Origin of the sequence: Mycobacterium sp. D16Q13, from assembly GCF_002013375.1 — a bacterium.
Lineage (GTDB): Bacteria > Actinomycetota > Actinomycetes > Mycobacteriales > Mycobacteriaceae > Mycobacterium.
This window is the reverse complement of sequence record NZ_MAEW01000011.1, coordinates 1-23892: the sequence shown is the minus strand read 5'-3', so window position 1 is coordinate 23892 and position 23892 is coordinate 1. Positions and strand designations below refer to the sequence as shown.

Genomic DNA, 23892 nt, shown 5'->3' with positions numbered 1-23892 from the left:
CAAATTTATGGGACTTTTGGTCCCATCAGAGGTTGCATGGGATGCCGAGTCCCAGTAAATTGGACGGTAATTCGAGGAGGAAGCAATGCCGCTTTACACCGTCCCCGGGCCGAGCGATTTCGACGCGGAGTACCTGCAGACCCTGCACACGCTGTCCGAAGGCTCGGTGCGCCTGCACTTCGATCCCTTCACGGACATCGACTGGGATGCGCCCGATTACCAAATCGATCGCAACGATCCGCGCTGGGTGCTGAACCCGGAGCTGGACACCCTCGGCGCCACCCAGTGGTACCGGGATCTGCCGCTCGACCGCCAAATCGAGATCGGCCGCTGGCGACTGGCCAATAGCGTCAAGGTCGGGCTTGCCTTCGAGAGCATCTTGATCCGCGGCATGATGCAGTACCTCATGAAGCTGCCGAACGGCTCGCCGGAGTTCCGCTACTGCCTCCACGAGATGACCGAGGAGTGCAACCACATCCAGATGTTCCAGGAACTCGTCAACCGCATCGGTGACGACGTCCCGGGTATGCGCAAGTGGTTCCGCAGGCTGTCACCGATCATCGGCGTGGCGGGCGGCTGGGCCCATGTGGTGCTTTTCATCGGCATCCTCGGCGGCGAGGAGCCCATCGACCACTATCAGAAGTCCTTGATCCGCAAGGACGTCGATCTGCCGCCGGCTGTCCGGCGCACGATGGAAATCCACGTCGCCGAAGAGGCGCGGCATATTTCCTTCGCGGGTGAGTTCCTGCGCGTGCACATGCCGCTGATGAGCGCGCGCAAGCGTGCGCTCTGCACCCTGTTGTTCCCGGTCGTCATGAAGTTGCTGGCCAACGAGATCATGATTCCGCCGCGGTCCTTCGCCGCCGAGTTCGGCATCCCGCGTGAGGTTTTCAAGCAGGCCTTCTGGCGTAGCGCCCACGCTCGGCACACCCTTTCCGAGTACTTCGGGGACATGCGCAAGCTCACCGAAGACATCGGAATGCGGCCGTGGTGGGTGCGCCCGCTGTGGAAGCTGATGCACATCGATGGCCGTCCGTCGCGCTACCGCAGCGAGCCCGACCGTTCACACATGGGCGCGCCGCTAGCGGTTGGCGCCTGACAGTTCGGCGATCGCGGCCATCAATTCGGTCTGCGGATCTAAGGACACGCCCATCGAGCGCCCTGCCCCGTCCAGCACGTACCAGACGTAGTTGGCGAGGTCGTCGACGATCTCGGTGCGACTGCGCACGGGGTCGGTTTCCCGTAGCCATCGGGAGAGGGTTCCTTCGACCATCGTCACGACCGCATAGGTGACCGATTCGAAGGGGCTGTAGTCGATTCCGAGTAGCTCGGTGATCGGGATCAGGACCCCGCGGACACGCTGCTCCATGCGCACCTTGACCGTACTGACCGCATCGACGGCGGGATCCTCGTCCGTGGTACCTGAGCCCATGAACTCATAGCGATGCGGGTAGTCGGTCATCCAATCCAGCACCGCCCGAATGGTTCTGGTGGCGATGTCGTTGATGGAACCCCTGGTGACGTCGAGCTGTGACGAGATTGTCGTATCGAAGTCCTCCATCAGATACGAGCGAATGCGTCGATCGAGGTCCTCGCGGCCCTCGAACTGCCGGTACACCACGGACTTGGCCAGCTCTGCCCGCTTGGCGATTGACTGCACGGGAATCTCGGTGCCGGGCGGCGTTTCGTCGAGCAGTGCGACGGCAGATTCCACGATGCGCGTCTGTCGGGCGGAGTTATGCCGCTCCCAACGTGCCTCATGCCCGGTAAGCGAGCGTTCCTTGGCATTGGTATCCGGCACCGCCCGATTCTATCGACCCACTTCCGCCTTGGATGCCACACAGAAGATCCGGCGGAATCCGAACGGTGTGACGTCGCCGGAAGGCGGATATGCCTGGCGCAGCAGTCCGGCGTATTCCGCCTCGAACTCGGCGAATTCGTCGACCGAGAGCGCCGACACGACAGGCCTCAGTCCGGTGCCGTGCACCCATCGCAACACCGGATCCTCGCCCGCGAGCAGGTGCACATATGTCGTTTCCCAGGCATCCGGGACCAGGCCGGCGGAAAGCGCCAGGCGCGCATAACCTTCGGCCCCGTCAGTGCTCTCGGTTCCACGCAGCACCCCACCCAATCGCGATGCCCAGCGCGGCGATTCGGCCACCTGGCGCATCAGCGCATGGGAGGGCGCGCCGAAGTTGCCAGGAACCTGAAAGGCCAGCCAGCCGCCCGGATTGAGCTGCTGTGCCCACCCGGTGATGAGCTCGCGGTGCTGCGGAAGCCATTGCAACGCCGCATTGGTGAACAGCACGTCTACTCCGTCTGCCCGGAAGTCCGCGATATCGCCTCGCTCGAGATGCAGATTGGCGGGTAGGTCGGCTGGTGCGGTGGCCAGCAGTTCGGCGGAGGAGTCCAGTCCCAGTACCGAAGCGTTGGGCCATCGGCGGGCCAAGTCGACAGTCAAGATTCCACTGGCGCAACCCAAGTCAACGACGGTACGCGGATCCGAGGCCGGCACCCGAGAAAGAAGTTCGTAGAACGGGCGACTGCGTTCGTCACCAAATCGGCTGTATTCCTGTGCGCTCCACAATGTCGTCGTCACTACTCCAAATCTAGCCGCGCGGCGTTACATTCCCCACATGATTTTCGGGGCGGGGGTGGCGGTGCTGTGCTGGATGGCGGCGCTGTCGTATTTCGACATCAGGTACCGCAGGCTGCCGAATTGGCTCACTCTGCCCGCGGCCGTGGGGGTCGTCGCGGTAGCGATACTCGACCGCAGTCCGCCGATGGCGGCGGGTGCGGCGGCACTGACTGGCCTGTATCTGGTGGCGCACCTGCTGTCGCCGCGTGCGATGGGGGCTGGGGACGTGAAGCTCGCCTTTGGCACCGGCGGCCTGGCGGGGGCATTCGGATTGGACGCGTGGTTCCTGGCGGCGATCGGTGCGCCGCTGCTCACCGGCCTGATCGGCGCGCTGTTCCTTGCCCGCGGACGTCGGGGCGTCTCGGTTCCGCACGGACCGTCGATGTGTCTGGCCACCGCATCGGCTGTCGGGTTGTTGGCCCTGGCACCAGGCATCTGACAAAGAACCATCCACTGTCCCGATCGATTTGGAAGACCGGAGTGCCCGCATGGGACAATGGCACACGTGTTGCGCTGGATCACGGCAGGTGAATCGCATGGACGTGCATTGGTCGCGGTCATGGAAGGCATGGTCGCTGGTGTCGAACTGACATCGGAAGACATTGGCAGGCAGCTGGCGCGTCGCCGCCTGGGCTACGGCCGAGGGGCGCGGATGGCCTTTGAGGCCGATCAGGTCACCATGATCGGCGGCGTGCGACACGGTCTGACCTTGGGCGGGCCGGTGGCCATCGAGATCGGTAATACCGAATGGCCCAAATGGGAGACCGTAATGTCTCCGGACCCCGTCGACCCTGCCGAGCTGGAGAACATCGCGCGCAACGCGCCACTGACACGGCCCCGTCCCGGACATGCGGACTACGCGGGCATGCTCAAGTACGGATTCGACGACGCTCGTCCGGTGCTGGAGCGGGCCAGTGCGCGCGAGACCGCGGCCCGTGTCGCGGTGGGCACCATTGCCAAGGCATTCCTCAAGCAGGCCCTGGGCGTCGATGTCATCTCGCACGTCATCTCCATCGGAGACTCTGAGCCCTACGACGGGCCGGTTCCGGGCGTTGCGGACCTGGCCGCCATCGATGCCAGCCCGGTGCGGGCGTTCGACGCGCAGGCCGAGTCATCGATGATCGGCGAGATCGAAGCCGCCAAGAAGGATGGCGACACCCTCGGTGGCGTGGTAGAAGTCGTGGTCGCGGGCCTGCCTGTCGGACTTGGCTCCTTCATCAGTGGTAACGACCGGCTGGACAGCCAGCTGGCCGCGGCCATCATGGGGATCCAGGCCATCAAGGGCGTTGAGATCGGCGACGGTTTCACCACCGCTCGCCGGCGTGGCAGTGCCGCGCACGACGAGATCTACCCGGGCCCCGACGGCATCCTGCGCTCCACCAATCGTGCCGGAGGCCTTGAAGGTGGCATGACGAACGGCCAGCCGCTGCGGGTGCGGGCGGCCATGAAGCCCATCTCCACTGTGCCGCGGGCGCTGGCCACCGTCGACATGTCCACCGGGGACGAAGCTGTCGCAATCCACCAGCGTTCCGACGTGTGCGCGGTGCCGGCCGCTGGGGTGGTCGCCGAGGCGATGGTCGCGCTGGTGGTGGCGCGTGCCGCACTGGAGAAATTCGGTGGCGACTCGCTGTCCGAGACGAAGACCAATGTCGGTGCGTACCTGGATGCGGTGGCGCAGCGGGAACCACGCCGGGAATCGTCCGATGAGCAGCTTGCGCGAAGAGCGGCTAACACAGCGGGATGAGCCCCAAAGCCGTTCTTGTCGGGCTGCCCGGATCGGGTAAGTCCACCATTGGCCGTCGGCTGGCAAAAGCGTTGGACGTCAACATCTATGACACCGACAACGGCATCGAGACAGCGGCCGGTCGCACCATCGCCGACATCTTCGCCGCCGACGGCGAACCGGAATTCCGGCGTATCGAGGAATCGGTGATTCGGCAGGCGCTTGATCAGCAAGATGGAGTGGTTTCGCTCGGCGGCGGCGCCGTGCTCACTCCAGGAGTCCGGGAAGCGCTCGCCGGGCATACTGTGGTGTATCTCGAAATCAGTGCCGCGGAGGGGATTCGGCGCACCGGGGGAAGTGTGGTGCGTCCGCTGCTCGCCGGACCGGATCGTGCCGAGAAGTATCACGCCCTGATGTCGCAGCGGGTGCCGCTGTACCGCGAGGTTGCCACCATCAAGGTCAACACCGACCGGCGAAACCCCGGTGCCGTGGTGCGGATGATCGTCTCCCGGTTGGAGAATCCGGATGCACCCGTTTCCTCGCGGCGGCGACGTCCCCGTCGGCGTCCCCGTTCACGACGGCGTGCGTCGGGCGTCATCGCCCCCGCGCGTACCGACCCTTCCGGAACCGAAACCAAGGAGTGAGCCGACAATGACTAGCGCCGAGCCGACAACGATCACCGTCGAGGTGAATCCGCCCTACCCGGTAATCGTGGGGACGGGTCTGCTGGGTGAGCTGGTGGGCGCGCTCAAGGGTTCCGACAAGGTGGCGATCCTGCATCAGCCCACTCTTGCCGTCACGGCCGAAGAAATTCGGAAGACCCTGGCCGACACCGGAATCGATGCGCACCGGGTCGAGATTCCCGATGCTGAGGCCGGTAAGGATCTGGCCGTGCTCGGCTACATCTGGGAGGTGCTGGGCCGGATCGGGATTGGACGCAAGGACGCTGTCGTCAGCCTTGGGGGAGGAGCTGCCACCGATACGGCCGGCTTCGCCGCGGCCACGTGGCTGCGCGGGGTGAAGGTGGTGCACGTACCCACCACGCTGCTCGCCATGGTCGACGCCGCGGTTGGCGGTAAGACAGGTATCAACACCGATGCGGGCAAGAACCTTGTCGGCGCGTTCCACCAGCCGGGGGCGGTGCTGGTGGACCTGGCGACCCTCGATTCGTTGCCGCGTAACGAGATCGTCGCCGGGATGGCCGAAGTGGTAAAGGCAGGTTTCATCGCCGACCCGGTGATCCTTGATCTCATCGAGGCCGACCCGCAGGCCGCGATCGACCCGTCCAAGCCGGTGCTGCGCGAGCTCATCGAACGCTCCATCGCGGTCAAGGCGAAGGTGGTGGCGGCCGACGAAAAGGAGGCCGAGCTGCGCGAGATCCTCAACTACGGCCATACCCTCGGGCACGCCATCGAGCGGCGTGAGCGGTACCGGTGGCGCCACGGTGCGGCGGTATCGGTCGGTTTGGTGTTCGCCGCGGAACTGGGGCGATTGGCCGGTCGTCTCGATGACGAGACCGCTGATCGCCATGCGCGGGTGCTCTCGGCCCTCGGGCTGCCAATACGTTACGACGCCGACGCGCTGGGACAACTCGTCGAATCCATGCAGGGCGATAAGAAGACCCGCTCGGGCATACTGCGTTTCGTGGTGCTCGACGGGTTGGCCAAGCCGGGACGATTGGAAGGTCCCGATCCGTCACTGCTGGCCGCCGCGTACTCGGTGGTGGCCAGTCCGAGCTCTGGCGAGGGAGTGATGTTGTGACGATCCAGATTCTCAACGGCCCGAATCTGGGCCGTCTCGGTAAACGAGAGGCCGCCGTCTACGGCAGTGTGACCTATGCCGAGCTGGTGTCTCTCATTGGGGCTGAGGCCGGCGCATTGGGTGTGGAAGTTCAGGTACGGCAGACCGATAGTGAAGCCGAACTTCTCGGCTGGGTTCACGCCGCCGCCGACGCCAAGGATCCGGTGATCCTCAATGCCGGTGCGTTCACCCATACCTCGGTGGCACTACGGGACGCGTGCGCCGAACTGACCGCCGGACTCATCGAGGTGCATATCTCGAATGTGCATGCGCGCGAAGAGTTTCGGCATCACTCATACCTGAGTGCGCTCGCCACCGGCGTGATCGTCGGGCTGGGCGTCCAGGGATATCTGCTGGCGCTGCGCTACTTCGTGACGTCGACTTCTTCCTGAACTGCCTGGAACACGTCGGTATCGGACTGCTGGAGCGCCGCGTGCTCCCTTTCCTTGCGGTCCACGAGCAGTCGGCCGACAAATACGCCCACCATGGCGGGCGCGAACACCAGCAGAGCCACGAACGCGGCGGTGGTGGTGAGCTCGGCGAGGATGCTCGCCGCATAGATCCCGTCGTTGAACAGGCTGATCAACCAGACCACCAGGCCACTGACGACCCCGGCGAAAATGCCGCCCAGCAGCCACCACATGGCTAGGTCCTCACGGCGATCTGGATCTGGATTGCGCTGGGCGTCGCCGCGGCCGTCGGTGATCGCCCAGGCCGTCACCGCCGCGACGAACACCAGGACCAGCGCGATGTTGATCACGGTGCCGTGGGTCTCCCACACGCTGATGGCCAATCCCTGCACCACACGGATCAGCACCATGAGGATGGCGAAGACGGCGCCACGGGTGAGCCATTGAGTCGTCATAGAACGTGTTCCACCGTCGGGCATGGGCCCAGCGTATCGCGGTAGCGTCGACACCTATGACGACCGTCCTCAGCCATACCGACCGCAGGGAACGGCTCCGCGAGGGGCTGCGTGCGGACGGGCTCGATGCGCTTTTGGTGACCGATCTGGTCAACATTCGCTATCTGACCGGTTTCACCGGGTCGGCGGCGGCGCTGTGGGTGGCCGCTGGGGACGGGCCGGATGAGCAGGCAACCGTGCTGTGCACCGACGGCCGCTACCGCACACAGGCTGCCGCACAGGTCCCTGACCTGCGCGCCCTGATCGACCGTGGGTACGGCGCGGCGCTGGTCGCGCTGGCCGGGACCGGGCGCGCGGGTTTCGAAAGCCATGTGGTGACCGTCGACGGATACGACAAGCTGACGGCGGCAGCCTCGGATATCGAGCTTGTACGGGCGCCGAATCGAGTGGAGAAATTGCGGGAGGTGAAAGACGAGTCCGAGGTGCTCTTACTCGAAAGGGCTTGTGCCGCAGCCGACACCGCATTGTCCGCGTTGATCGCGACCGGCGGGATCCGGCCCGGGCGCACCGAGCGTGAGGTGGCGCGTGACCTGGAGAACCTCATGTGCGAGCACGGGGCGGACGGCACCTCATTCGAGACGATCGTCGCCGCCGGGCCACACTCGGCGATACCGCATCATCGGCCCACCGACGCGGTGCTGACTGATGGTGACTTCGTGAAGATCGACTTCGGAGCGCTGGTCGCCGGGTATCACTCCGACATGACCAGGACTCTGGTGCTGGGCTCGGTGTCACCCTGGCAGCAGGAGATCTATGAACTGGTGCTGGCCGCGCAGGCGGCGGGTCGGGCGGCGCTGGCGCCCGGGGCATCGCTGAAGGGCGTCGACGCCGCGGCCCGCGATGTCATCGCCGCCGCGGGATACGGACAGAACTTCGGCCACGGCCTCGGGCACGGGGTGGGGTTGCAGATCCACGAAGCACCGGGTATCGGTGCCGGCGCCACCGGTACACTGCTTGCTGGCTCGGCGGTGACAGTCGAGCCAGGGGTCTACCTGCCCAACCGGGGCGGAGTCCGGATCGAGGACACGCTCGTGGTGCGGCCCGACGGGCCGGAGCTGTTGACCCGGTTCCCCAAGGAACTCACCGTCATTAATTGAGTAGTACTGAACAGTTACGCAAGGAGACAGACGACTGTGGCTTCAACCGCCGATTTCAAGAACGGCCTGGTGCTCAACATCGATGGTCAGCTGTGGCAGATCACCGAGTTCCAGCATGTGAAGCCCGGTAAGGGACCGGCGTTCGTGCGCACCAAGCTCAAGAACGTGCTGTCGGGCAAGGTCGTCGACAAGACGTTCAACGCGGGCGTCAAGGTCGAGACCGCGACCGTGGACCGCCGCGACACCACTTACCTGTACCGCGACGGCGACTCGTTCGTGTTCATGGACAGCCAGGATTTCGAGCAGCATCACCTTTCCCCAGAGCTGGTCGGCGGCGCCTCGCGCTTCCTGCTGGAGGGCATGACCGTGCAGGTCGCCTTCAACGAGGGCGCCGCGCTGTACATCGAGCTTCCGGTGACCGTCGAGCTCGTGGTCACCCACACCGAGCCGGGCCTGCAGGGCGACCGCTCCAGCGCGGGCACCAAGCCGGCCACGATGGAAACCGGCGCCGAGATCCAGGTTCCGCTGTTCATCAACACCGGCGACCGCCTCAAGGTCGATTCACGTGACGCCAGCTACCTCGGCCGTGTGAATGGCTGAAACCGGCTCGACCGGCCGGGCGTCGTCTGCCAAGGGAGGCCGTCGTAAGGCTCGCAAGCGAGCAGTGGACCTGCTGTTCGAGGCGGAGGCGCGGGATATGACGGCCGCCGCGGTGGCCGACGAGCGCCGCGCCTTGGCGGAGTCGAAGCCGGACGTGGAACCGCTGAACCCGTACACGGTGACTGTCGCGCACGGTGTGACCGAGCACGCCGCCCACATCGACGAGTTAATCGCTTCGCACCTGCAGGGCTGGACATTGGCCCGGCTGCCCGCCGTCGATCGCGCGATCATGCGGGTCGCGGTGTGGGAGCTGCTGCATGCCGAGGACGTCCCCGAGGTAGTCGCCGTCGATGAGGCCGTGGAGCTGGCCAAACAGCTCTCCACCGATGAGTCTCCGGCGTTTGTGAACGGTGTGCTGGGTCAGCTCATGCTGGTGACCCCACACATTCGGGGCGGCTCCGCCGCTAATTCGGCGGAGTAGCTCAGCCGAGCCGGATCTCGAACACCGGGATCACCCGGTCGGTCAGCGTCTCGTACTCCGCGAATCCGGGGGCACGCTGCTTCACGATTTCGAACACCCGATCGCGCTCGGCGCGGGGGAGTTCGACGGCCGTGGCGTTGGACTTCGGGTTCGCGCCGATCTCCACCTCGACGCTCGGGTTGGCGCGCAGATTCGCCACCCAGGCGGGATTCTTCGGCCTGCCCGCCGACGAACCCACGATGTAGGCCGTACCGTCGATATTGAAGTAGGCCAACGGATTCACACGTTGTGCGCCCGATTTTGCGCCCGTGCTGGTCAGCAGCAGGAGCGGAAACCCCTCGAACTGGCCGCCGACCTTGCCCCCGTTGGCGCGGAACTCGGCGATGTTGGCCTCGTTGAATGACTGCTCGGTGCCCGATGGTTCGGTCATCGCGGTCTCGATTCTCTCGGTGACGGGGTCGAGCCTAACGGCCTGTTGTGGATCACGAGGCGAGCAACCACAAGGTTGCCCGATCACGGCAGGGAGCCCGCCCCGGTATGCATGATGCACGGTGTTCTGCCACGATTAGCTGCATGGGTACGTGGGGCGAAGGGCCGTTTGATAACGATGATGCCGCAGACTTTCTGAGTGACCTGAGGGAGAGCGATGATATCGAGCTAGAACTGGCTCGATATCTACGATTGGCGACCGGAGAGTATGTCGAGGCGCCCGAGGGCGCATCCGCCGTGGCCGCCGCTGCGGTAGTTGCTCTCTTATGTTCAGACACGGTGGATCCGGCGGTGGTGCCCTGGTCGGAAGACGTTGCCAACATCCGTGTCAAGCAAACCCAAGCGCATGCCCTCGGACTGCTGGCGAGTGCGGCGATCGCGCGAGTGACCGGCACCGGCAGTGAACTCGCGGATCTTTGGGAGGACGGCGATGCGAGCCAGTGGCGCGCCATCGTCGGTGCTGTCGATGCCTCGCTGCGTGGAATCGGCACACCGGACTATCACGATTGGGCCCCCTACCCGGGGCTGGTCGAGGCAGCCGCCATCGCGCTACGCGATCCCGATGTGGCCCTTGATGAGTTGACTGCCGTCGTGAATCTGCCGGATGTTCGGGTCTTCACCCTGGATCGTGAACCCACCGAAGATTCCCGAGGTCTCTGGCAGGAGGTGGCGCTTGTCGACGGTCGTCGCCTCATCATGTGGCACGGCGAGGACAAATCCGGACGGTACGACTCCGTGGAATTCACCTCGACGGTTCGCACGGTCCCGTTGTCCGCCATCACGGGGCAAGAGTTGCGCACCACATACCAGGACATTGACGGGGTGCGGTCATTGTTGGCCGTCGAACTCTGGCTATCCACGGCGATACCGGACAAGACACGTGCCGTCTCAATCTCGGAGACGGAATGGGTGGTCGACGATTTCTACTTCGCCAAGTCGATCGTCGACGGTGGGCTCGCACAGATGGAACGGCTCCTGCAATTCGGACGGGCGGTGGCTCAGCATGTTTGATCCCGGTGCAGATTGGGCGACCTTGCCGCGGCTGGAGAGCGCCGTTGAGGTGTTCACCCCGAACGCGGACCTGGTGATCGACCAGCTGCGTGGTGTCGTCGACTTCGAGCGGGTGTCTGCGTTCGTGCTGAGCCGAGGTACCGAGACGCACGACTGGGGCGAGATGCATTGGTGCGAAGTCGCATTGGTCGAAGGTGGCCGGATGATCTTGTGGTTCGGCAAGGACGGCCACTGTGCGGGGCATGGGGGGCGCGCTCCACACCCGACACTGTCGGCGACGATGCGCACCTTCCCGCTCTCCGAAATCAGCGATCAGTCGCTGGTTACCGAGTATGACGTGGAGCCGGATGGATCACGGGTTCTCACCGCGGTTCATGTGACGGTCTACACGTCGACGACGTACCGGAGTGTGAAGACGTCGTTAGAAGAGCATCGCCACAGCGTCGAGGACTTCCGTTTCTCAAAGTATTCGAACCAGGGTGTGGCACAGATGAACAGGCTCATCGAGTTCGCGGGGGCGTTGTCCCGGCAGACACGCTGACAGTATGTCGACGGTCCGCACCCCTCCTCGGTCGGCGGACGGACGTGCTTGAGCGGTTCTTGAGTTATCGAAGGGACATTGGATGCGACGAACTGCGGAGGAAATAGGGAAGCTCAAGGACGGGGTGTTATGCGGGGTCGGGTTGTTCTCATCACCGGCTCCTCGAGAGGGATCGGGTTGGCGACGGCACGCCTTGCCAAGGCTGCCGGCGCGGAGGTAGTTCTGCACGGACGTACCGCTTCTGCTGCACTCGGTGAGAGGGCAGCGGAAATGGATGCACAGCACGTCGTCGCCGACGTCGGCGATCATGCCGACGTCCGCAGCGCGGTTCAGGAAGTTGTGCGTGCTCACGGCCGTATCGATTCCCTGGTGAACTGTGCCGGGGTCGCGGCGCCGCGGGCGTTCGCCGAGTTGACGAGGCTGGACTGGGATCAGCATCTGACTGCGAATCTGATTGGCGTGTTTAACTTTTGCCAAACAGTGGCGCCGCACATGCCCCGGGATGGCAGTGGGAGGATCGTGAATGTCTCCTCCATGCGGGGCAACTTGCCCATGGCCACCGCACGGGGCATGGCCTACTCCGCCTCGAAGGCTGCACTGAATAGCTTTACTGTGGCGCTCGCGAAGGAGCTGGCGCCGGAAATCTTGGTTAATGGCCTGGCACCGGGACTCATCGAAACCGACTTGATCGCCGGCCTGAATCCATTGAGCCGCACGGAGGCCGAATCATCGTTGCTTGGCCGAATAGGTACACCATTGGAAATAGCGGAGATGCTGATATTTCTGGCCAGCGAGAAAGTCAGTTATATGACAGGCCAGATCATTACGGCGGACGGCGGGTCGGAACTTGGCAACCGGTAGGGCGACAATATGTCATATGTAACGAAGTCTGTCACATATTATCACCGAGATCATGCGATGTTAATCGTACAGTAACTCTCGTACTAAGCGGATGTGTATGCGACCGGTTAAGCTGGGAAGATACTGAGAGACCATCAATAAATATAGACCAGCAGCACATTGGCGTGCCCCTGAATGGTACCACGCGGGAGGTAATGCAGAATGGTTGTACGCGCAGAGGCTAATATCCTCGGTCCGTTGTCACTGACCGCTTCGTCGCCATCTGGTGAGCGGGATGCAACACCATCGGCGAAGAAACAACGTCAAGTTCTTGCCATGCTTCTGGCAAGGACCGGGCGTTTCGTGCCGGCCGCCGTGCTCATCGACGAACTATGGGATGACGAGCCACCTAAGAGTGCAACAACTGTTGTACAGACATACATCCTCAGTATCCGCAAGACAATTGCCAAAGAGTTTGATATGAGCGTCGCCCAGGTTGCGTCGTCCATGTTGCAGACCAAGAACATGGGCTACCTGTTCAGTCCACAAGATATCAACCTTGACCTGCGTAGATACCAAAGTCTCATCGAATCCGCCCGGTGTGCTAAAGAGTCCGGAAACGATCATCAGGCAGTTCTATTGTATGTCAATGCCGAGAAGACATGGACCGGCCCCGCGTTTGTGGATATCGAGGTTGGGCGTCTTCTCGCGTCCGAAAAAGATCAGGTCGAATGCATATTTTTGGCCAATTTGGAATTGCGTATTGAGGCTCAATTGCGCCTCGAAAGATACCGCGAAGCCGCGATCGACCTTGCCTTATGGGTGTCCCGCTTCCCGTATCATGAACGGCTGTACGCATACTATATGTACGCGCTTTGTCTCGCGGGGTGGCGTGACAAGGCGCTCGGGGTATTCCAGCTGGCGAGAAAAACACTTGCGGCAGGGCTCGGGTTGGAGCCCTGTGTGAAATTACAGAGATTGCATGGCGATATATTGGCCTCATCCGATGATACGGTGGCTGAAAGAATGAGAACCGAGCACGGCAGGTTCCTTACGGGCCTAATTCCGCACACTGTCACTGGGCTGACATCGCAGGTTTCCTGATAGGTAATTAGCACGGCCAAATCCACCAGCAATGCTGGTGGATTTTTCTTGCCATCTTTACGCCGGGCCAGCCGTTTCATCGCGAATGCAACTGCTTGAGTGGTCTTTGAGTAGCCGTTCCTCACAATGTATCGGACAGCAATACCGATACATATGAGAGGTGGGAGATGGAGCGAAGAGTAGTCATCACCGGCATCGGTGTCCGCGCGCCAGGTGGTCGCGGCGCCGACGAGTTCTGGCAACTGCTGGCCGCTGGACGGACCGCGACCCGGGGCATCTCCTACTTCGATGCTTCGCCCTACCGGTCCCGGATCGCCGGAGAGGCCGACTTCGATGCCGAGCAGGAGGGTCTGTCGCACAAGGAGATTCGCCGCATGGACCGGGCCACCCAGTTCGCGGTGGTCTGTACCCGCGAGGCGGTAGCCGATAGCGGCCTGGATGTGAACAGACTCGACCCCTATCGGCTAGGCGTCAGCCTGGGCAGCGCAGTGGCCGCGGCCACCAGCTTGGAGCAGGAATATCTGGTGCTGTCGGATTCCGGGCGAAACTGGCTTTCGGACCAGAAGGCCTTGTCGCCACACATGTTCGACTACATGATTCCCAGTGTGATGCCGGCCGAGGTGGCCTGGACAGTGGGGGCACAGGGCCCGGTGACGATGGTGTCCAACGGATGCACTTCGGGGCTGGACTCGGTGGGACATGCCGTGGCGTTGATTCGTGAGGGCAGCGCCGACGTGATGCTCAGCGGTGCCGCAGACACCCCGATCACGCCGATTGTGGTGGCCTGCTTTGACGCGATCAAGGCAACGAGCACGCGTAATGACACCCCGGAGACGGGCTCTCGCCCCTTCGACGGCTCTCGCAACGGATTTGTGCTCGCTGAGGGCGCAGCGATGTTCGTGCTGGAGGAGTTTGAACATGCGCGCGCCCGCGGTGCCCAGATATACGCAGAGGTATCGGGATACGCCACCAGATGCAACGCCTACCACATGACCGGCCTGAAGATCGACGGGCGGGAGATGGCCGAAGCCATCACGATCGCGCTGGACGAAGCACGGCTCGACCCGACCAAGATCGACTACATCAACGCCCACGGATCGGGTACCCGGCAGAACGACCGCCACGAAACAGCGGCGTTCAAGCGCAGTTTGGGTGAGCACGCCTATCGCACCCCGGTGAGCTCGATCAAGTCCATGGTCGGACATTCCCTGGGCGCCATTGGGTCCGTCGAGATCGCCGCGTCCCTGTTGGCGATCAAGAACCAGGTAGTCCCGCCGACCGCGAATCTGCACGAGGCGGACCCGGAGTGCGACCTCGACTACGTCCCCATCACGGCACGTGATCATCACACCGAACACGTGCTCACCGTGGGCAGTGGCTTCGGGGGATTCCAGACCGCGATGGTGCTGAGTCGCCCGACCGAGATGTTGGGGGCATCGGCATGACACGCGTACTGGTCACCGGCATCGGAATCCTGGCCCCAAATGGCCTGGGCACCGAAAATTATTGGGAAGCAACAGTATCGGGGCACACCGGTATCTCGACGCTAGACAGATTCGACGTCTCCGGGTACACGAGCACATTGGCGGGGCAGCTCACCAATTTCAACGCCAAGGAGTTGCTGCCGGGACGGCTGCTGCCGCAGACCGACATCTCTACCCGGCTGGCCCTCGTGGCCGCGGAGTGGGCACTGGGCGATGCGAAAGTGGACCCGGAGGAATTCACCGACTATGAGATGGGTGTGGTCACCTCGACCGCTTCGGGCGGCTTCGAGTTCACCCACCGGGAGTTCCAGAAGTTGTGGTCTCAGGGCTCGGAGCACGTCAGTGTGTATGAATCGTTTGCCTGGTTCTATGCCGTCAACACCGGCCAAATCTCGATTCGGCACGGAATGCGCGGGCCCAGTAGTGCTTTGGTCGCCGAACAGGCGGGCGGTCTCGATGCGCTCGGGCATGCGCGCCGTACGGTGCGGCGTGGCACCACACTGGTCGTCTCCGGAGGGGCGGATTCGGCTCTCGACCCGTGGGGCTGGACGTCACACATCTCCACCGGCAATGTCACGAGGGCAACCGATCCAGCGCAGGGCTACCTTCCGTTCGACCAGAGAGCGAACGGATATGTGCCCGGAGAAGGGGGATGCATTCTCATCTGCGAAGACGCAGATTCCGCAGCGGCTCGCAATGCCCCCAACATCCACGGGGAAATCGCCGGATATGCCTCGACATTCGACCCGGCCCCGGGCTCGGGCCTGCCCGGCGGTCTGGCCCGTGCGGCACAGATGGCGATTGCCGACGCTGGGATGACACCGGCCGATATCGATGTGGTCTTCGCCGACGCGGCCGGCGTGACCGGCGCGGACGCCGCGGAAGCCGAGGCCATCGCGGCGGTCTTCTCGCCTCGGGGCGTGCCCGTGACGGCGCCAAAGTCGATGACCGGCAGGCTCTATGCGGCCGGTGGCCCGCTGGATGTGGCGACGGCGCTGCTGTCCCTGCGGGACGGCGTCGTCCCGCCGACGGTCGGTACCACATACGTGCCAGAGCGCTATCAGATCGATCTTGTGCAGGGTCAACCACGTGAGGCGTCATTGTCAGCCGCCTTGATTCTCGCGCGGGGCCGGTGGGGGTTCAACTCCGCCGTCGTCGTGCGTCGCTGAACACGAAAATCACTGAAGGAGAGAGAAATGGCCGAAGTTACGCTTGCCCAGCTGCATAAGATCCTGGTGGCTTGCGCCGGTGGCGAGGACGACACCGAGATCAGTCCCGAGAGCGCGACGATTGAGTTCGAAGAGCTCGGTTACGACTCGTTGGCCCTGATGGAAACCGCCGCCCGGTTGCAGCGGGAGTACGGGGTGCATATCGCCGAAGAGGACCTGGCTGACCTGACCACGCCGCAGCAGATGCTGGATGTCATCAACTCTCAGCTGGCCGGTGCGGCATGACATCCCAGGTGACACATACTTTGACGCACTCGCGAGAAATCGCGTCCCCCGCGGAGACGGTTTACTCGCTGGTGGCGGACGTGACCCGGTGGCCGGTCATCTTCGGCCCGACCGTGTACGTGGACCTGCTCGAGCACAGCGACACCGGCGAGCGGTTCCACATTTGGGCGACAGTCAATGGTGCAGTGCGGGATTGGGTCTCGCGGAGGAGCTTTGACCCGCAGGCCATGCTCGTCGAGTTCGCTCAGGAGCGCAGCGCGGCGCCCATTACCTCGATGGGCGGTAGTTGGAAGTTCACCGGCCTGCCCGGCGGGCGCACCAAGGTGGTGCTGGACCATCACTTCACGGTCGCCGGGGACGATGCCGCGCAGGCCTCCATCATCACGGCCGTCAACAACAACAGCGAAAAGGAACTGGCGGCCTTGGGGCTGGTGGCCGAATGCGGTTATCTGCCCGGGGAAATCATCCAGGTATTCGAGGACACCGTGCAGCTGCCGGGAAGCGCCGCCGATATCTACACATTCGTGGAACGCAGTGACCTGTGGCCGAAGCGGTTGCCACACGTTGGCCGGGTCAACCTGGTGGAGACCGTAGACGGTGTGCAGGACATGGAAATGGATACCGTCACCAGCGACGGCAGCAGCCACACCACGCGGTCGGTGCGGCTGTGCTTTAGCCCAAACAAGATTGTGTACAAGCAACAACTGCCGCCCGCGCTGCTGCTGGGGCACAGCGGGGTGTGGGAGTTCACCGATGGTCCAGACGGTGCGGTCGCCACCTCGCGGCATATGGTCGCCATCAACCCGGCGGCAATAGCGCCGGTACTTGGCGCTGGCCAGGGTATCGGCGACGCACAGCAGTACCTGCGAAATGCGCTGGGTGCCAACAGCAAAGCGACCCTCGCCCACGCCGGTTACTGGGCAGAGTCTCTCGCGGAAAACCTCAGTTGACCTCCGGGCTGGCGGCACGGGGCACCGACCGGATCACCGAGATCGCAGACGGTGTCTACGCGTATCTGCAGCTCCCCGGGGGCTGGTGCCTCAGTAACTCGGGAATCGTAGTGAGCCCGGACGGCGCGGTCGTCATCGACACCCTGGCCACGGAGAGCCGTAACCGGCGGCTGGTGGCGGCGGTCGACGGATTGGCTCCGGGCTCGCACCGCACCGTGGTCAACACCCACTTCCACGGCGACCATCACTTCGGTAATCACCTGTTTGGCCCGCAGGCGACAATTATCGCCCACGAGCGCGCCCGGACAGAGATGGACGAGGCAGGCCTGGCGCTCACCCAACTATGGCCCCAGGTCGAATGGGGTGATGTCAGAGTCACGTTGCCGTCGGTCACCTTCACCGATCGGCTCCGCCTACATATCGGCGACCGCGCAGCGGAGCTGATCCATTTCGGCCCGGCGCACACCACGAACGACGCGGTGGTGTGGCTTCCCCAGGACAAGATCCTGTTCGCCGGGGATATCGTGCTCTCGGGTGCGACCCCTTTTAATCTGATGGGCTCGGTCGAGGGTGCGTTGCGTGTCATCGGTGAGCTGGCTCAATTGGGTGCCGAAACTGTGGTGTGCGGTCATGGCCCGCTGACGGGGCCCGAGGTGTTCGCGCAGACCACCGCCTATCTGACCTGGATCCAGCAGCTGGCCGCCGAGGGGTCTGCCGACGGCGTTGGACCGCTCGAGGCCGCACGCCGTGCCGAGCTGGGCGAGTTCGCGGGGCTGATCGACTCAGAACGGCTGGTGGGCAACCTGTACCGCGCCTATGCCGAACAGGGCGCGGCACCACGGGACAGTGAGTTCGGGGCACCCCTTGACGTGATCGCGGCATTCGATGACATGGTCAGTTACAACGACGGGCAGGTGCCCGAATGCCTGGCGTAGCCGTCGACGTCTGCGTGATCGGCGGAGGTCCGGCGGGGCTGATGGCCGGTCTGGTGCTGGCCCGGTTCGGTCTGGATGTCACTGTTCTGGAGAAGCATGCGGACTTTCTGCGTGACTTCCGCGGCGATACTGTTCACCCGTCGACTCTGCAGGCGATGGATGAGCTGGGGCTGATCGACCAGTTTCTCGAGCTGCCCCACGCCAAGGCTGAAACACTGCCGATAGCAACCGATTCCGGGCAATTGCTCTTCGCCGACTTTCGGGCGCTGCCGGGCAAGTACCGCTATCTCGCGTTCATGCCGCAATGGGACGTGCTGAACTTCATCGCCACCGCCGCCCGCCGGTACCCGGGATTTCACCTTTTACAACGAGTTGAGGCCACCGAACTGATCCACGATGGTGAGGACGTGGTGGGTGTGCGGGCAAACGGCCCGGACGGCGCGCTGCAGATCCGGGCCACACTGGTCATCGCAGCCGACGGGCGGCGTTCACTCGTGCGGAACACCGGATCACTTGACCTTGCCGCTTCTACCGCGCCCATGGATGTGTTGTGGTTCCGGGTGAGCCGCGAAGCCGGCGACCTGATTCCGGCGGTGCGCAGCGGCAAGGGCTACTTCATCGTCTGCCTCAACCGTGAGCACTATTGGCAAGTCGCGTACATGATCCCCAAAGGGGGCTACGAGCAGACGCGGCGTGATGGCATCGAAGCGCTACGGGCGGCGATCGCACGGATCTATCCGGTATTGGCCGACAGACTGGCCGCGGAGCTGCGCGATTGGAGCAGCTTTCATCTGCTCGATGTGCGCGTCGACCGATTGCGGCAGTGGTACCGGCCGGGTCTGCTGGCGATCGGTGATGCGGCACATGCGATGTCGCCGGCCGGTGGTGTTGGTATCAATCTGGCAGTGCAGGATGCCATCGCCGCGGCTCGCCTACTGGGCCCGGTATTGGCGTCCGGAGCCCGGCCGTCGACGGCGCAATTGGCGCGCGTGCAACGCCGACGTGAGTATCCGGTGCGGATAGTGCAGTGGGCCCAGTTACATCTCCTGGCCGACCTCTATCCGACGGCTGGCCGTGCGCCCGCCGAGCGGCCGCTCCTCATACGGCTAATCCGCACATTTCCCATGCTGCCCAGGCTTATCGCGCGGGTCATAGGCCGAGGCCTGCGGCCTGAACCCGTACCCCCACCGCTGGTAGGGGCGCAGTCAGAATCCATGGAGGCATAGATATGACGACATATGTATTGGTACACGGCGCATTTCATGGAGGGTGGTGCTGGGAACGGCTGACTCCGGTTCTGGAGGCAAGTGGTCACCAGGTCTATGCGCCCTCGCTGACCGGACTGGGCGACAGGGCCGCCGAGCTGGGGCCGGATGTGGGTCTGGACGCGCACGTGAGTGATGTCGCCGGGCTGATCGTGGACGAGGACCTGACCGATGTCGTGTTGGTGGGGCACAGCTACGCAGGCATTGTCGTCACGGCCGTCGCGGACCAGATTCCCTCCCGGATAGGCCTTCTGGTGTATCTGGACACGTTCGTCGCGCACGACGGCGAGGCCGTTGCCGACATTCTTCCGGTCAACGTGCAGGCCTTCGCGGATGCGGCGCAGGCCGAGGGCGACGGCTGGTGTGTGCCGGTGGCCGGTATGCCCCCCGGGGTGGAAGGCTGCTACGGGGTGACCGACGAGCCCGATCTGAGCTGGCTGCGGTCGATGCAGAGCCCGCAGTCCCTACGCACTTTCACCGATGTTCTTCGGCTGGGTAATCCGGCGCAGCTGGAGAGTGTCCCGCGGGCGCACATCCATTGCTCCGGCGGCGGTGAGGCATGGACGTCCCTGCGTCGGCAGTTGATGCCACGTTCTTATCCACCAGCAGGGGAGCCAGTGCGTGAACTCGACACTGGCCATGACGCCATGATTACCAAGCCTGACGAGTTGGCAGCGATCCTTGACGACCTGGTGACGGCGCACGCCCGCAGCGGATCCGCCCATGCACTGCAATGAGGGGGAGCCGGTCCGGCCCGATCACTTCGTGGGGCAGTGGCGGCTGGAGTCCTATTACGATCTCGACGAGAGCGGCGGCACCAGCGAGGGGCCGCTCGGTGAATCGCCGATCGGTCTGCTCTATTACGGGGCCGAAGGTGCGTTGTCGGTCAGCATGATGCGCGGTGAACAAGTGCCCGGCGCAGTCCCGTTCATGGGATACGCCGGGCACTGGCACGTTGACGGGCCGCTAGTGCTGCATCAGATTGTGGTGTGCTCCAACCCCGCCTGGGCAGGCACCGTGCAGACACGTCAGTACGACTTCGATGGCGATACGCTGACGCTGATCGGTGTGCTCCAGCAGGGAGGCAAGCAGCAGCGACGCATCCTTGCCTGGCGGCGGGTTTAGTAGTTACCCAGGCCGCCACAGACATTGAGGGCCTGAGCGGTTACCGCATTGGCGCCGGGGCTAATCAAGTAGTCGACCATGGCCGCTACCTCTTCGGTATCCACGTATCGCCCGATGGGTACGCGAGCGGCGACCCGCTTGCCGGCTTCCTCGGCATCAACACCCCACAAGGTTGCGTAGGTCTCACGGACCCGTTCGGCCATCGGCGTCTCCACGAATCCTGGGCACACGGCGTTAACCGTCACACCGGTCTTCGCCAATTCGAGGCCCAATGCCTTGGTGAATCCGACCATCCCGTGCTTGGACGCCGAGTACGGTGCGCCGTGCAGGACACCCTGCTTGCCGCCGGTGGACGCGATGTTGATGATTCGGCCCCAGCCCTGGTCGAGCATCCCGCCGGTGGTGAGTGCCGCTTTGGTCATCAGGAAAACGCTGTTGAGATTGGTGTTGATGACGTCGAACCACAGTTCGTCGGTGATGTCTTTGGTGATTCCGCCGCCGTTACGGCCGGCATTGTTGACCAATATATCCACTGGCCCATAGCGATCCACAGCAGCGGTGACATAAGCGCGTATCTGCTCGGGCGCAGTAACGTCACAGGTCACGCCGTCAGCCTCATAGCCGTCGGCCTGTAGTTGTTTGATGGTTTGGCTGAGTGACTCCTCGCTACGGGCACAGAGGAACACCGCGAAATCCTGTTTCGCCAAATGCTGCGCGATCGTCAAACCCATGCCGCTGGTCGCGCCGGTGATGAGAGCAACTTTACGAGTCGTTGTCGAAGTCATGAAGGTGACTATGCACGGCACCGCTATAGCTCCGGTCAAGCCCGGGTGTATTGCCCTTGACCGATATTCGAGCCTCGCTAGGGAAACTGGCGACACCGAAGTGCCAGGCCAGGCGGATAAGACTAAGGAGCCGACCGTGACGACCGTTGACATCAGCACGAGCCTCTACACCGAGGTGCAGCAGTTCTACTCCAGACAGATGCAGCGACTCGACGGGCAGGACATCGAAGGCTATGCGGCCACCTTTACCGAGGACGCGATTTTCGACCACACCACCGCGCTACCCGCCAGCGTTACGAGAGCCGGAATCATCAACGATCTGTACGACTTTCGTGAGATGGGTAAGCACGATCCGGTGCAGAAGCGGCACTACTTCTCCATGATCGACCTCGAATACATCGATACCGACGAGATTCGTTCAACCGTCTATTGCCTGGTGATCAAGACCAGGCCAGGTAAGCCCGCTGAGGCCAACCCGAGCTGTGTCGTTCACGATGTGCTTGTGCGCGTCGACGGCGAGTTGCAGACAAAGTCGCGGCATGTGAGATATGACAGTGATTCCCCACTGCTGCAAGGGGAAACAGCGCATGAACCGGAGCTGACGGCTCAGGAAGGCCTGGCACTGCCTGCCGCCTCGCAGAACCTGCTGTTCCGTGAGGCCCGCACCGCCAATACCTTCACCGACGAGCCGGTCTCGGACGAGCGGGTGCAAGCCATCTACGAGCTGATCAAATTTGGGCCGACATCGATGAATCAGCAGCCGCTTCGCATTGTCTTGGTGCGTTCCGGTGAAGCACGGTCACGGCTGGTCAAGCACCTGCTCGGGACTAACCAGGCCAAGACCCTTGCAGCCCCACTTGTGGCGATTCTGGCTGCCGACTTGAATTTTCACGATGAGCTGCCCACCCAGTTCCCGCATCTTCCTGAGGCCAAGGACTACTTCGCGGAAGCGGAGGCGCGTGCCGCGTCGGCGAGAACCAATGCGTTGATCCAGGTTGGCTACGTCATTTTGGGTATCCGGGCGGCGGGTCTGGCGGCGGGACCGATGACGGGATTCGACGCGGATGCCGTGGACCAAGAGTTTTTCCCCGACGGAGTCCACCAATCTCTGGTCGTGGTGAATATCGGCAAGCCCGGGCCCGATGCCTGGCACCCGAGGCTCCCTCGCCTCGCCTATGACGATGTCGTCACTTCGGTCTAGCGGATACAGGAGCATGAACATGTTTGCAATGGTGATGCCGGGACAAGGTGCGCAACGCAAAGGCATGATGACCCCCTGGCTGGATGCTGCCGGATCCGCCCGGATCGACGAGTTCTCGGAAGCCGCCGATCTTGACCTGCGCCACTATGGTTCGGCGGCCGAGAACGACGAGATTACCGACACCGCGATAGCTCAGCCGCTTATCGTCGCTACCTCGCTGCTGGTTTTCGAGCGCCTTCGCGACGAACTGAGGCTGCCGGACCGGATGATTTTCGCCGGTCATTCCGTGGGGGAGCTGGCTGCCGCAGCGGCCGCCGGTGCCATCGCCCCGCGAGATGCCGTCCGGCTAGCCAGGCTTCGCGGTCTGGCAATGCGCCGTGCCTGTGACCATGAACCCACGGGCATGGCAGCAGTGGTCGGTGGCGGCTTGTGCGAGGTGACCCGTGCGGTGGAGGAGCTGGGCCTGTTCGTGGCGAATGTGAACGGTCCAGGACAAGTGGTGGCCGCCGGTCGGCTCGAGGAGCTGGATCACTTGCGGGCCAACCCGCCGGCCGACACCCAGGTCAAATTGCTGCAGGTGGCTGGAGCCTTCCATTCTCCCTACATGGCGGCTGCCGAGGCGGAATTCGGTGCGGCATTGGACAGCGCTGCTGTGGTGACAGCCCCGCACCCGTTGCTGTCGAACGCTGACGGGGCACTCGTCACCGGGCCGTTGGATCTCAAACACCGGCTGGTCCAGCAGCTGACTCGCCAGGTGCGGTGGGATCTTTGTGCCCAGTCGCTTCGCCAGTACCGCGCGGATGTTCGCATCGAATTGGGCAAGGGAGCGCTCAGCGGGCTGACTCGCCGGGAAAAGCCAGTGCCACAATCAATTCAAGTATCGGCCCCGGAAAATATCGCGTTGGTTCGGGAAGCTCTTACCCAGCGGGAGAACGTGTCCGGATCCATCGGGCCTCGCCTGGCCTCGTGACGAGTAGGTCCTCCGATGGCATCGGTGGATAACGGCGTACCGGAGGTTCCCCTCGGTTATCTACTCACTCGCACCGCGGCACTATTGCAGCGGCAGGCGGCCGCTGGGTTGGAACCCCTCGGCTTATCCCTCTCGGCCTTCATCTGTATGCAGATTCTGCACGCGGCCCCCGGTTCGTCGAACTCTCAGCTCGCCCGTACGGCGCGCGTGAGCAGACAGGCGATGTGTGATGTGCTGCAGCAGCTTCAGGACGAGGGGCTTGTCACGCGGCCAATGTCCGCGGATCAGGGCCGGACGCTACCCGCCTCCCTCACCCGGCAAGGGCTGCAGCGTCTTGACACGGCCCGCCAAGAAGTCGCGTGCGCGGAGCATCGAGTAACGGTCGCTCTGACAGACGAGGAGCGTGGGAAGCTCAAATCGCTGCTCGCGCAGCTGAGTATGCCGACGGTCTGATGGCCGGCGGCCGTCAGGAAC

28 protein-coding genes and 2 pseudogenes are annotated in these 23892 nt (G+C 63.5%); 25 read left to right on the top strand and 5 right to left on the bottom strand.

The genetic code is table 11. The annotated features are described in order from the left end of the window. Nucleotides 1–85: 85 nt before the first annotated feature. Nucleotides 86–1099 (top strand): AurF N-oxygenase family protein, encoded by a 1014-nt coding sequence (locus tag B4400_RS13130; RefSeq protein WP_078310679.1) that lies wholly within the window; start codon nucleotides 86–88, stop codon nucleotides 1097–1099. Here B4400_RS13130 and B4400_RS13125 read toward each other — a convergent pair. Beyond that, on the bottom strand, nucleotides 1082–1801 hold the full coding sequence (locus tag B4400_RS13125) for a TetR/AcrR family transcriptional regulator (protein WP_078310677.1): 720 nt from the start codon (nucleotides 1799–1801) through the stop codon (nucleotides 1082–1084). The genes B4400_RS13130 and B4400_RS13125 overlap by 18 nt on opposite strands. A 9-nt stretch (nucleotides 1802–1810) precedes the next feature. Continuing rightward, nucleotides 1811–2599: a methyltransferase domain-containing protein gene (locus B4400_RS13120; protein ID WP_078310675.1), complete on the bottom strand. Its 789-nt coding sequence runs from the start codon at nucleotides 2597–2599 to the stop codon at nucleotides 1811–1813. Between the two features lie 37 nt (nucleotides 2600–2636). Between B4400_RS13120 and B4400_RS13115 the strand changes: the two genes are divergently transcribed. The 5 genes and pseudogenes from B4400_RS13115 to aroQ all read left to right on the top strand — a co-directional run bounded on the left by B4400_RS13115 (nucleotide 2637) and on the right by aroQ (nucleotide 6553). Next, entirely contained in the window at nucleotides 2637–3077 is a 441-nt protein-coding gene (locus B4400_RS13115; RefSeq protein WP_078310672.1) for a prepilin peptidase, read from the top strand. A gap of 66 nt (nucleotides 3078–3143) precedes the next feature. Beyond that, the gene (gene aroC / locus B4400_RS13110; RefSeq protein WP_078310879.1) at nucleotides 3144–4382 is read left to right on the top strand and encodes a chorismate synthase; all 1239 of its coding nucleotides are present in this window, start codon (nucleotides 3144–3146) and stop codon (nucleotides 4380–4382) included. Then, nucleotides 4379–4885: pseudogene (locus B4400_RS13105) on the top strand (shikimate kinase); the annotation flags it as partial. The gene aroC and the pseudogene B4400_RS13105, both read left to right, overlap by 4 nt. A 127-nt stretch (nucleotides 4886–5012) precedes the next feature. Next, entirely contained in the window at nucleotides 5013–6122 is a 1110-nt protein-coding gene (gene aroB, locus B4400_RS13100; RefSeq protein WP_078310668.1) for a 3-dehydroquinate synthase, read from the top strand. Then, nucleotides 6119–6553, top strand: coding sequence for a type II 3-dehydroquinate dehydratase (gene aroQ, locus B4400_RS13095; RefSeq protein ID WP_078310666.1), 435 nt, complete (start codon nucleotides 6119–6121; stop codon nucleotides 6551–6553). Before aroB ends, aroQ begins: the two co-directional genes overlap by 4 nt. Here aroQ and B4400_RS13090 read toward each other — a convergent pair. Then, entirely contained in the window at nucleotides 6526–7026 is a 501-nt protein-coding gene (locus B4400_RS13090; protein ID WP_139360236.1) for a B-4DMT family transporter, read from the bottom strand. The genes aroQ and B4400_RS13090 overlap by 28 nt on opposite strands. A gap of 56 nt (nucleotides 7027–7082) precedes the next feature. Between B4400_RS13090 and B4400_RS13085 the strand changes: the two genes are divergently transcribed. The 3 genes from B4400_RS13085 to nusB are packed head-to-tail and all read left to right on the top strand — an operon-like array spanning nucleotide 7083 to nucleotide 9264. Beyond that, entirely contained in the window at nucleotides 7083–8183 is a 1101-nt protein-coding gene (locus B4400_RS13085; RefSeq protein ID WP_078310663.1) for a M24 family metallopeptidase, read from the top strand. 36 nt (nucleotides 8184–8219) lie between these two features. Next, a complete protein-coding gene (gene efp, locus B4400_RS13080) occupies nucleotides 8220–8783 on the top strand; it encodes an elongation factor P (RefSeq protein WP_078287954.1) in 564 nt (187 codons plus the stop codon). Next, complete coding sequence (gene nusB, locus B4400_RS13075; protein WP_078310659.1) at nucleotides 8776–9264, top strand: transcription antitermination factor NusB; 489 nt, start codon at nucleotides 8776–8778, stop codon at nucleotides 9262–9264. Before efp ends, nusB begins: the two co-directional genes overlap by 8 nt. A gap of 1 nt (nucleotide 9265) precedes the next feature. On the opposite strand, the gene B4400_RS13070 is transcribed toward nusB, so the two are convergent. Continuing rightward, a complete protein-coding gene (locus B4400_RS13070) occupies nucleotides 9266–9694 on the bottom strand; it encodes a nitroreductase family deazaflavin-dependent oxidoreductase (protein ID WP_078310657.1) in 429 nt (142 codons plus the stop codon). Nucleotides 9695–9837: 143 nt separating this feature from the next. Between B4400_RS13070 and B4400_RS13065 the strand changes: the two genes are divergently transcribed. From B4400_RS13065 to B4400_RS13010, 12 genes are all read left to right on the top strand, one after another. Then, nucleotides 9838–10764 carry a DUF4259 domain-containing protein gene (locus B4400_RS13065; protein ID WP_170914997.1) on the top strand — a complete coding sequence of 309 codons (927 nt, stop codon included), beginning with the start codon at nucleotides 9838–9840 and terminating at the stop codon, nucleotides 10762–10764. Beyond that, on the top strand, nucleotides 10757–11305 hold the full coding sequence (locus B4400_RS13060; RefSeq protein WP_078310653.1) for a hypothetical protein: 549 nt from the start codon (nucleotides 10757–10759) through the stop codon (nucleotides 11303–11305). The genes B4400_RS13065 and B4400_RS13060 overlap by 8 nt, the downstream gene beginning before the upstream one ends. A 129-nt stretch (nucleotides 11306–11434) precedes the next feature. Further along, on the top strand, nucleotides 11435–12166 hold the full coding sequence (locus B4400_RS13055; protein WP_078310652.1) for an SDR family NAD(P)-dependent oxidoreductase: 732 nt from the start codon (nucleotides 11435–11437) through the stop codon (nucleotides 12164–12166). Between the two features lie 237 nt (nucleotides 12167–12403). Beyond that, complete coding sequence (locus B4400_RS13050; protein ID WP_176112817.1) at nucleotides 12404–13249, top strand: AfsR/SARP family transcriptional regulator; 846 nt, start codon at nucleotides 12404–12406, stop codon at nucleotides 13247–13249. 167 nt (nucleotides 13250–13416) lie between these two features. Next, nucleotides 13417–14694, top strand: a complete 1278-nt coding sequence (locus tag B4400_RS13045) for a beta-ketoacyl-[acyl-carrier-protein] synthase family protein (RefSeq protein ID WP_078310648.1) — start codon at nucleotides 13417–13419, stop codon at nucleotides 14692–14694. Continuing rightward, nucleotides 14691–15902 (top strand): ketosynthase chain-length factor, encoded by a 1212-nt coding sequence (locus tag B4400_RS13040; RefSeq protein ID WP_078310646.1) that lies wholly within the window; start codon nucleotides 14691–14693, stop codon nucleotides 15900–15902. Before B4400_RS13045 ends, B4400_RS13040 begins: the two co-directional genes overlap by 4 nt. A gap of 27 nt (nucleotides 15903–15929) precedes the next feature. Then, on the top strand, nucleotides 15930–16187 hold the full coding sequence (locus tag B4400_RS13035; protein WP_078310643.1) for an acyl carrier protein: 258 nt from the start codon (nucleotides 15930–15932) through the stop codon (nucleotides 16185–16187). Nucleotides 16188–16195: 8 nt separating this feature from the next. Continuing rightward, nucleotides 16196–17137, top strand: a complete 942-nt coding sequence (locus B4400_RS13030; RefSeq protein WP_212566648.1) for an aromatase/cyclase — start codon at nucleotides 16196–16198, stop codon at nucleotides 17135–17137. Further along, nucleotides 17134–18072: an MBL fold metallo-hydrolase gene (locus B4400_RS13025; protein WP_212566647.1), complete on the top strand. Its 939-nt coding sequence runs from the start codon at nucleotides 17134–17136 to the stop codon at nucleotides 18070–18072. Before B4400_RS13030 ends, B4400_RS13025 begins: the two co-directional genes overlap by 4 nt. After that, nucleotides 18060–19298, top strand: coding sequence for an FAD-dependent oxidoreductase (locus tag B4400_RS13020; RefSeq protein WP_078310637.1), 1239 nt, complete (start codon nucleotides 18060–18062; stop codon nucleotides 19296–19298). Before B4400_RS13025 ends, B4400_RS13020 begins: the two co-directional genes overlap by 13 nt. 2 nt (nucleotides 19299–19300) lie before the next feature. Next, nucleotides 19301–20074, top strand: a complete 774-nt coding sequence (locus B4400_RS13015) for an alpha/beta fold hydrolase (protein ID WP_078315669.1) — start codon at nucleotides 19301–19303, stop codon at nucleotides 20072–20074. Further along, nucleotides 20061–20462 carry a lipocalin-like domain-containing protein gene (locus B4400_RS13010; protein WP_078310632.1) on the top strand — a complete coding sequence of 134 codons (402 nt, stop codon included), beginning with the start codon at nucleotides 20061–20063 and terminating at the stop codon, nucleotides 20460–20462. The genes B4400_RS13015 and B4400_RS13010 overlap by 14 nt, the downstream gene beginning before the upstream one ends. On the opposite strand, the gene B4400_RS13005 is transcribed toward B4400_RS13010, so the two are convergent. Next, nucleotides 20459–21247, bottom strand: a complete 789-nt coding sequence (locus tag B4400_RS13005) for an SDR family NAD(P)-dependent oxidoreductase (RefSeq protein ID WP_078310634.1) — start codon at nucleotides 21245–21247, stop codon at nucleotides 20459–20461. The genes B4400_RS13010 and B4400_RS13005 overlap by 4 nt on opposite strands. Here B4400_RS13005 and B4400_RS24925 point away from each other — a divergent pair. From B4400_RS24925 to B4400_RS12990, 4 genes and pseudogenes are all read left to right on the top strand, one after another. Then, nucleotides 21192–21776: pseudogene (locus B4400_RS24925) on the top strand (nuclear transport factor 2 family protein); the annotation flags it as partial. The gene B4400_RS13005 and the pseudogene B4400_RS24925 overlap by 56 nt on opposite strands. A 69-nt stretch (nucleotides 21777–21845) precedes the next feature. Continuing rightward, nucleotides 21846–22448, top strand: coding sequence for a malonic semialdehyde reductase (locus B4400_RS24920; RefSeq protein ID WP_170915010.1), 603 nt, complete (start codon nucleotides 21846–21848; stop codon nucleotides 22446–22448). Nucleotides 22449–22467: 19 nt separating this feature from the next. After that, nucleotides 22468–23418: an ACP S-malonyltransferase gene (locus tag B4400_RS12995; protein WP_170914995.1), complete on the top strand. Its 951-nt coding sequence runs from the start codon at nucleotides 22468–22470 to the stop codon at nucleotides 23416–23418. A gap of 15 nt (nucleotides 23419–23433) precedes the next feature. After that, nucleotides 23434–23871 (top strand): MarR family winged helix-turn-helix transcriptional regulator, encoded by a 438-nt coding sequence (locus B4400_RS12990; RefSeq protein WP_078310626.1) that lies wholly within the window; start codon nucleotides 23434–23436, stop codon nucleotides 23869–23871. The last annotated feature ends 21 nt before the right edge of the window (nucleotides 23872–23892 follow it).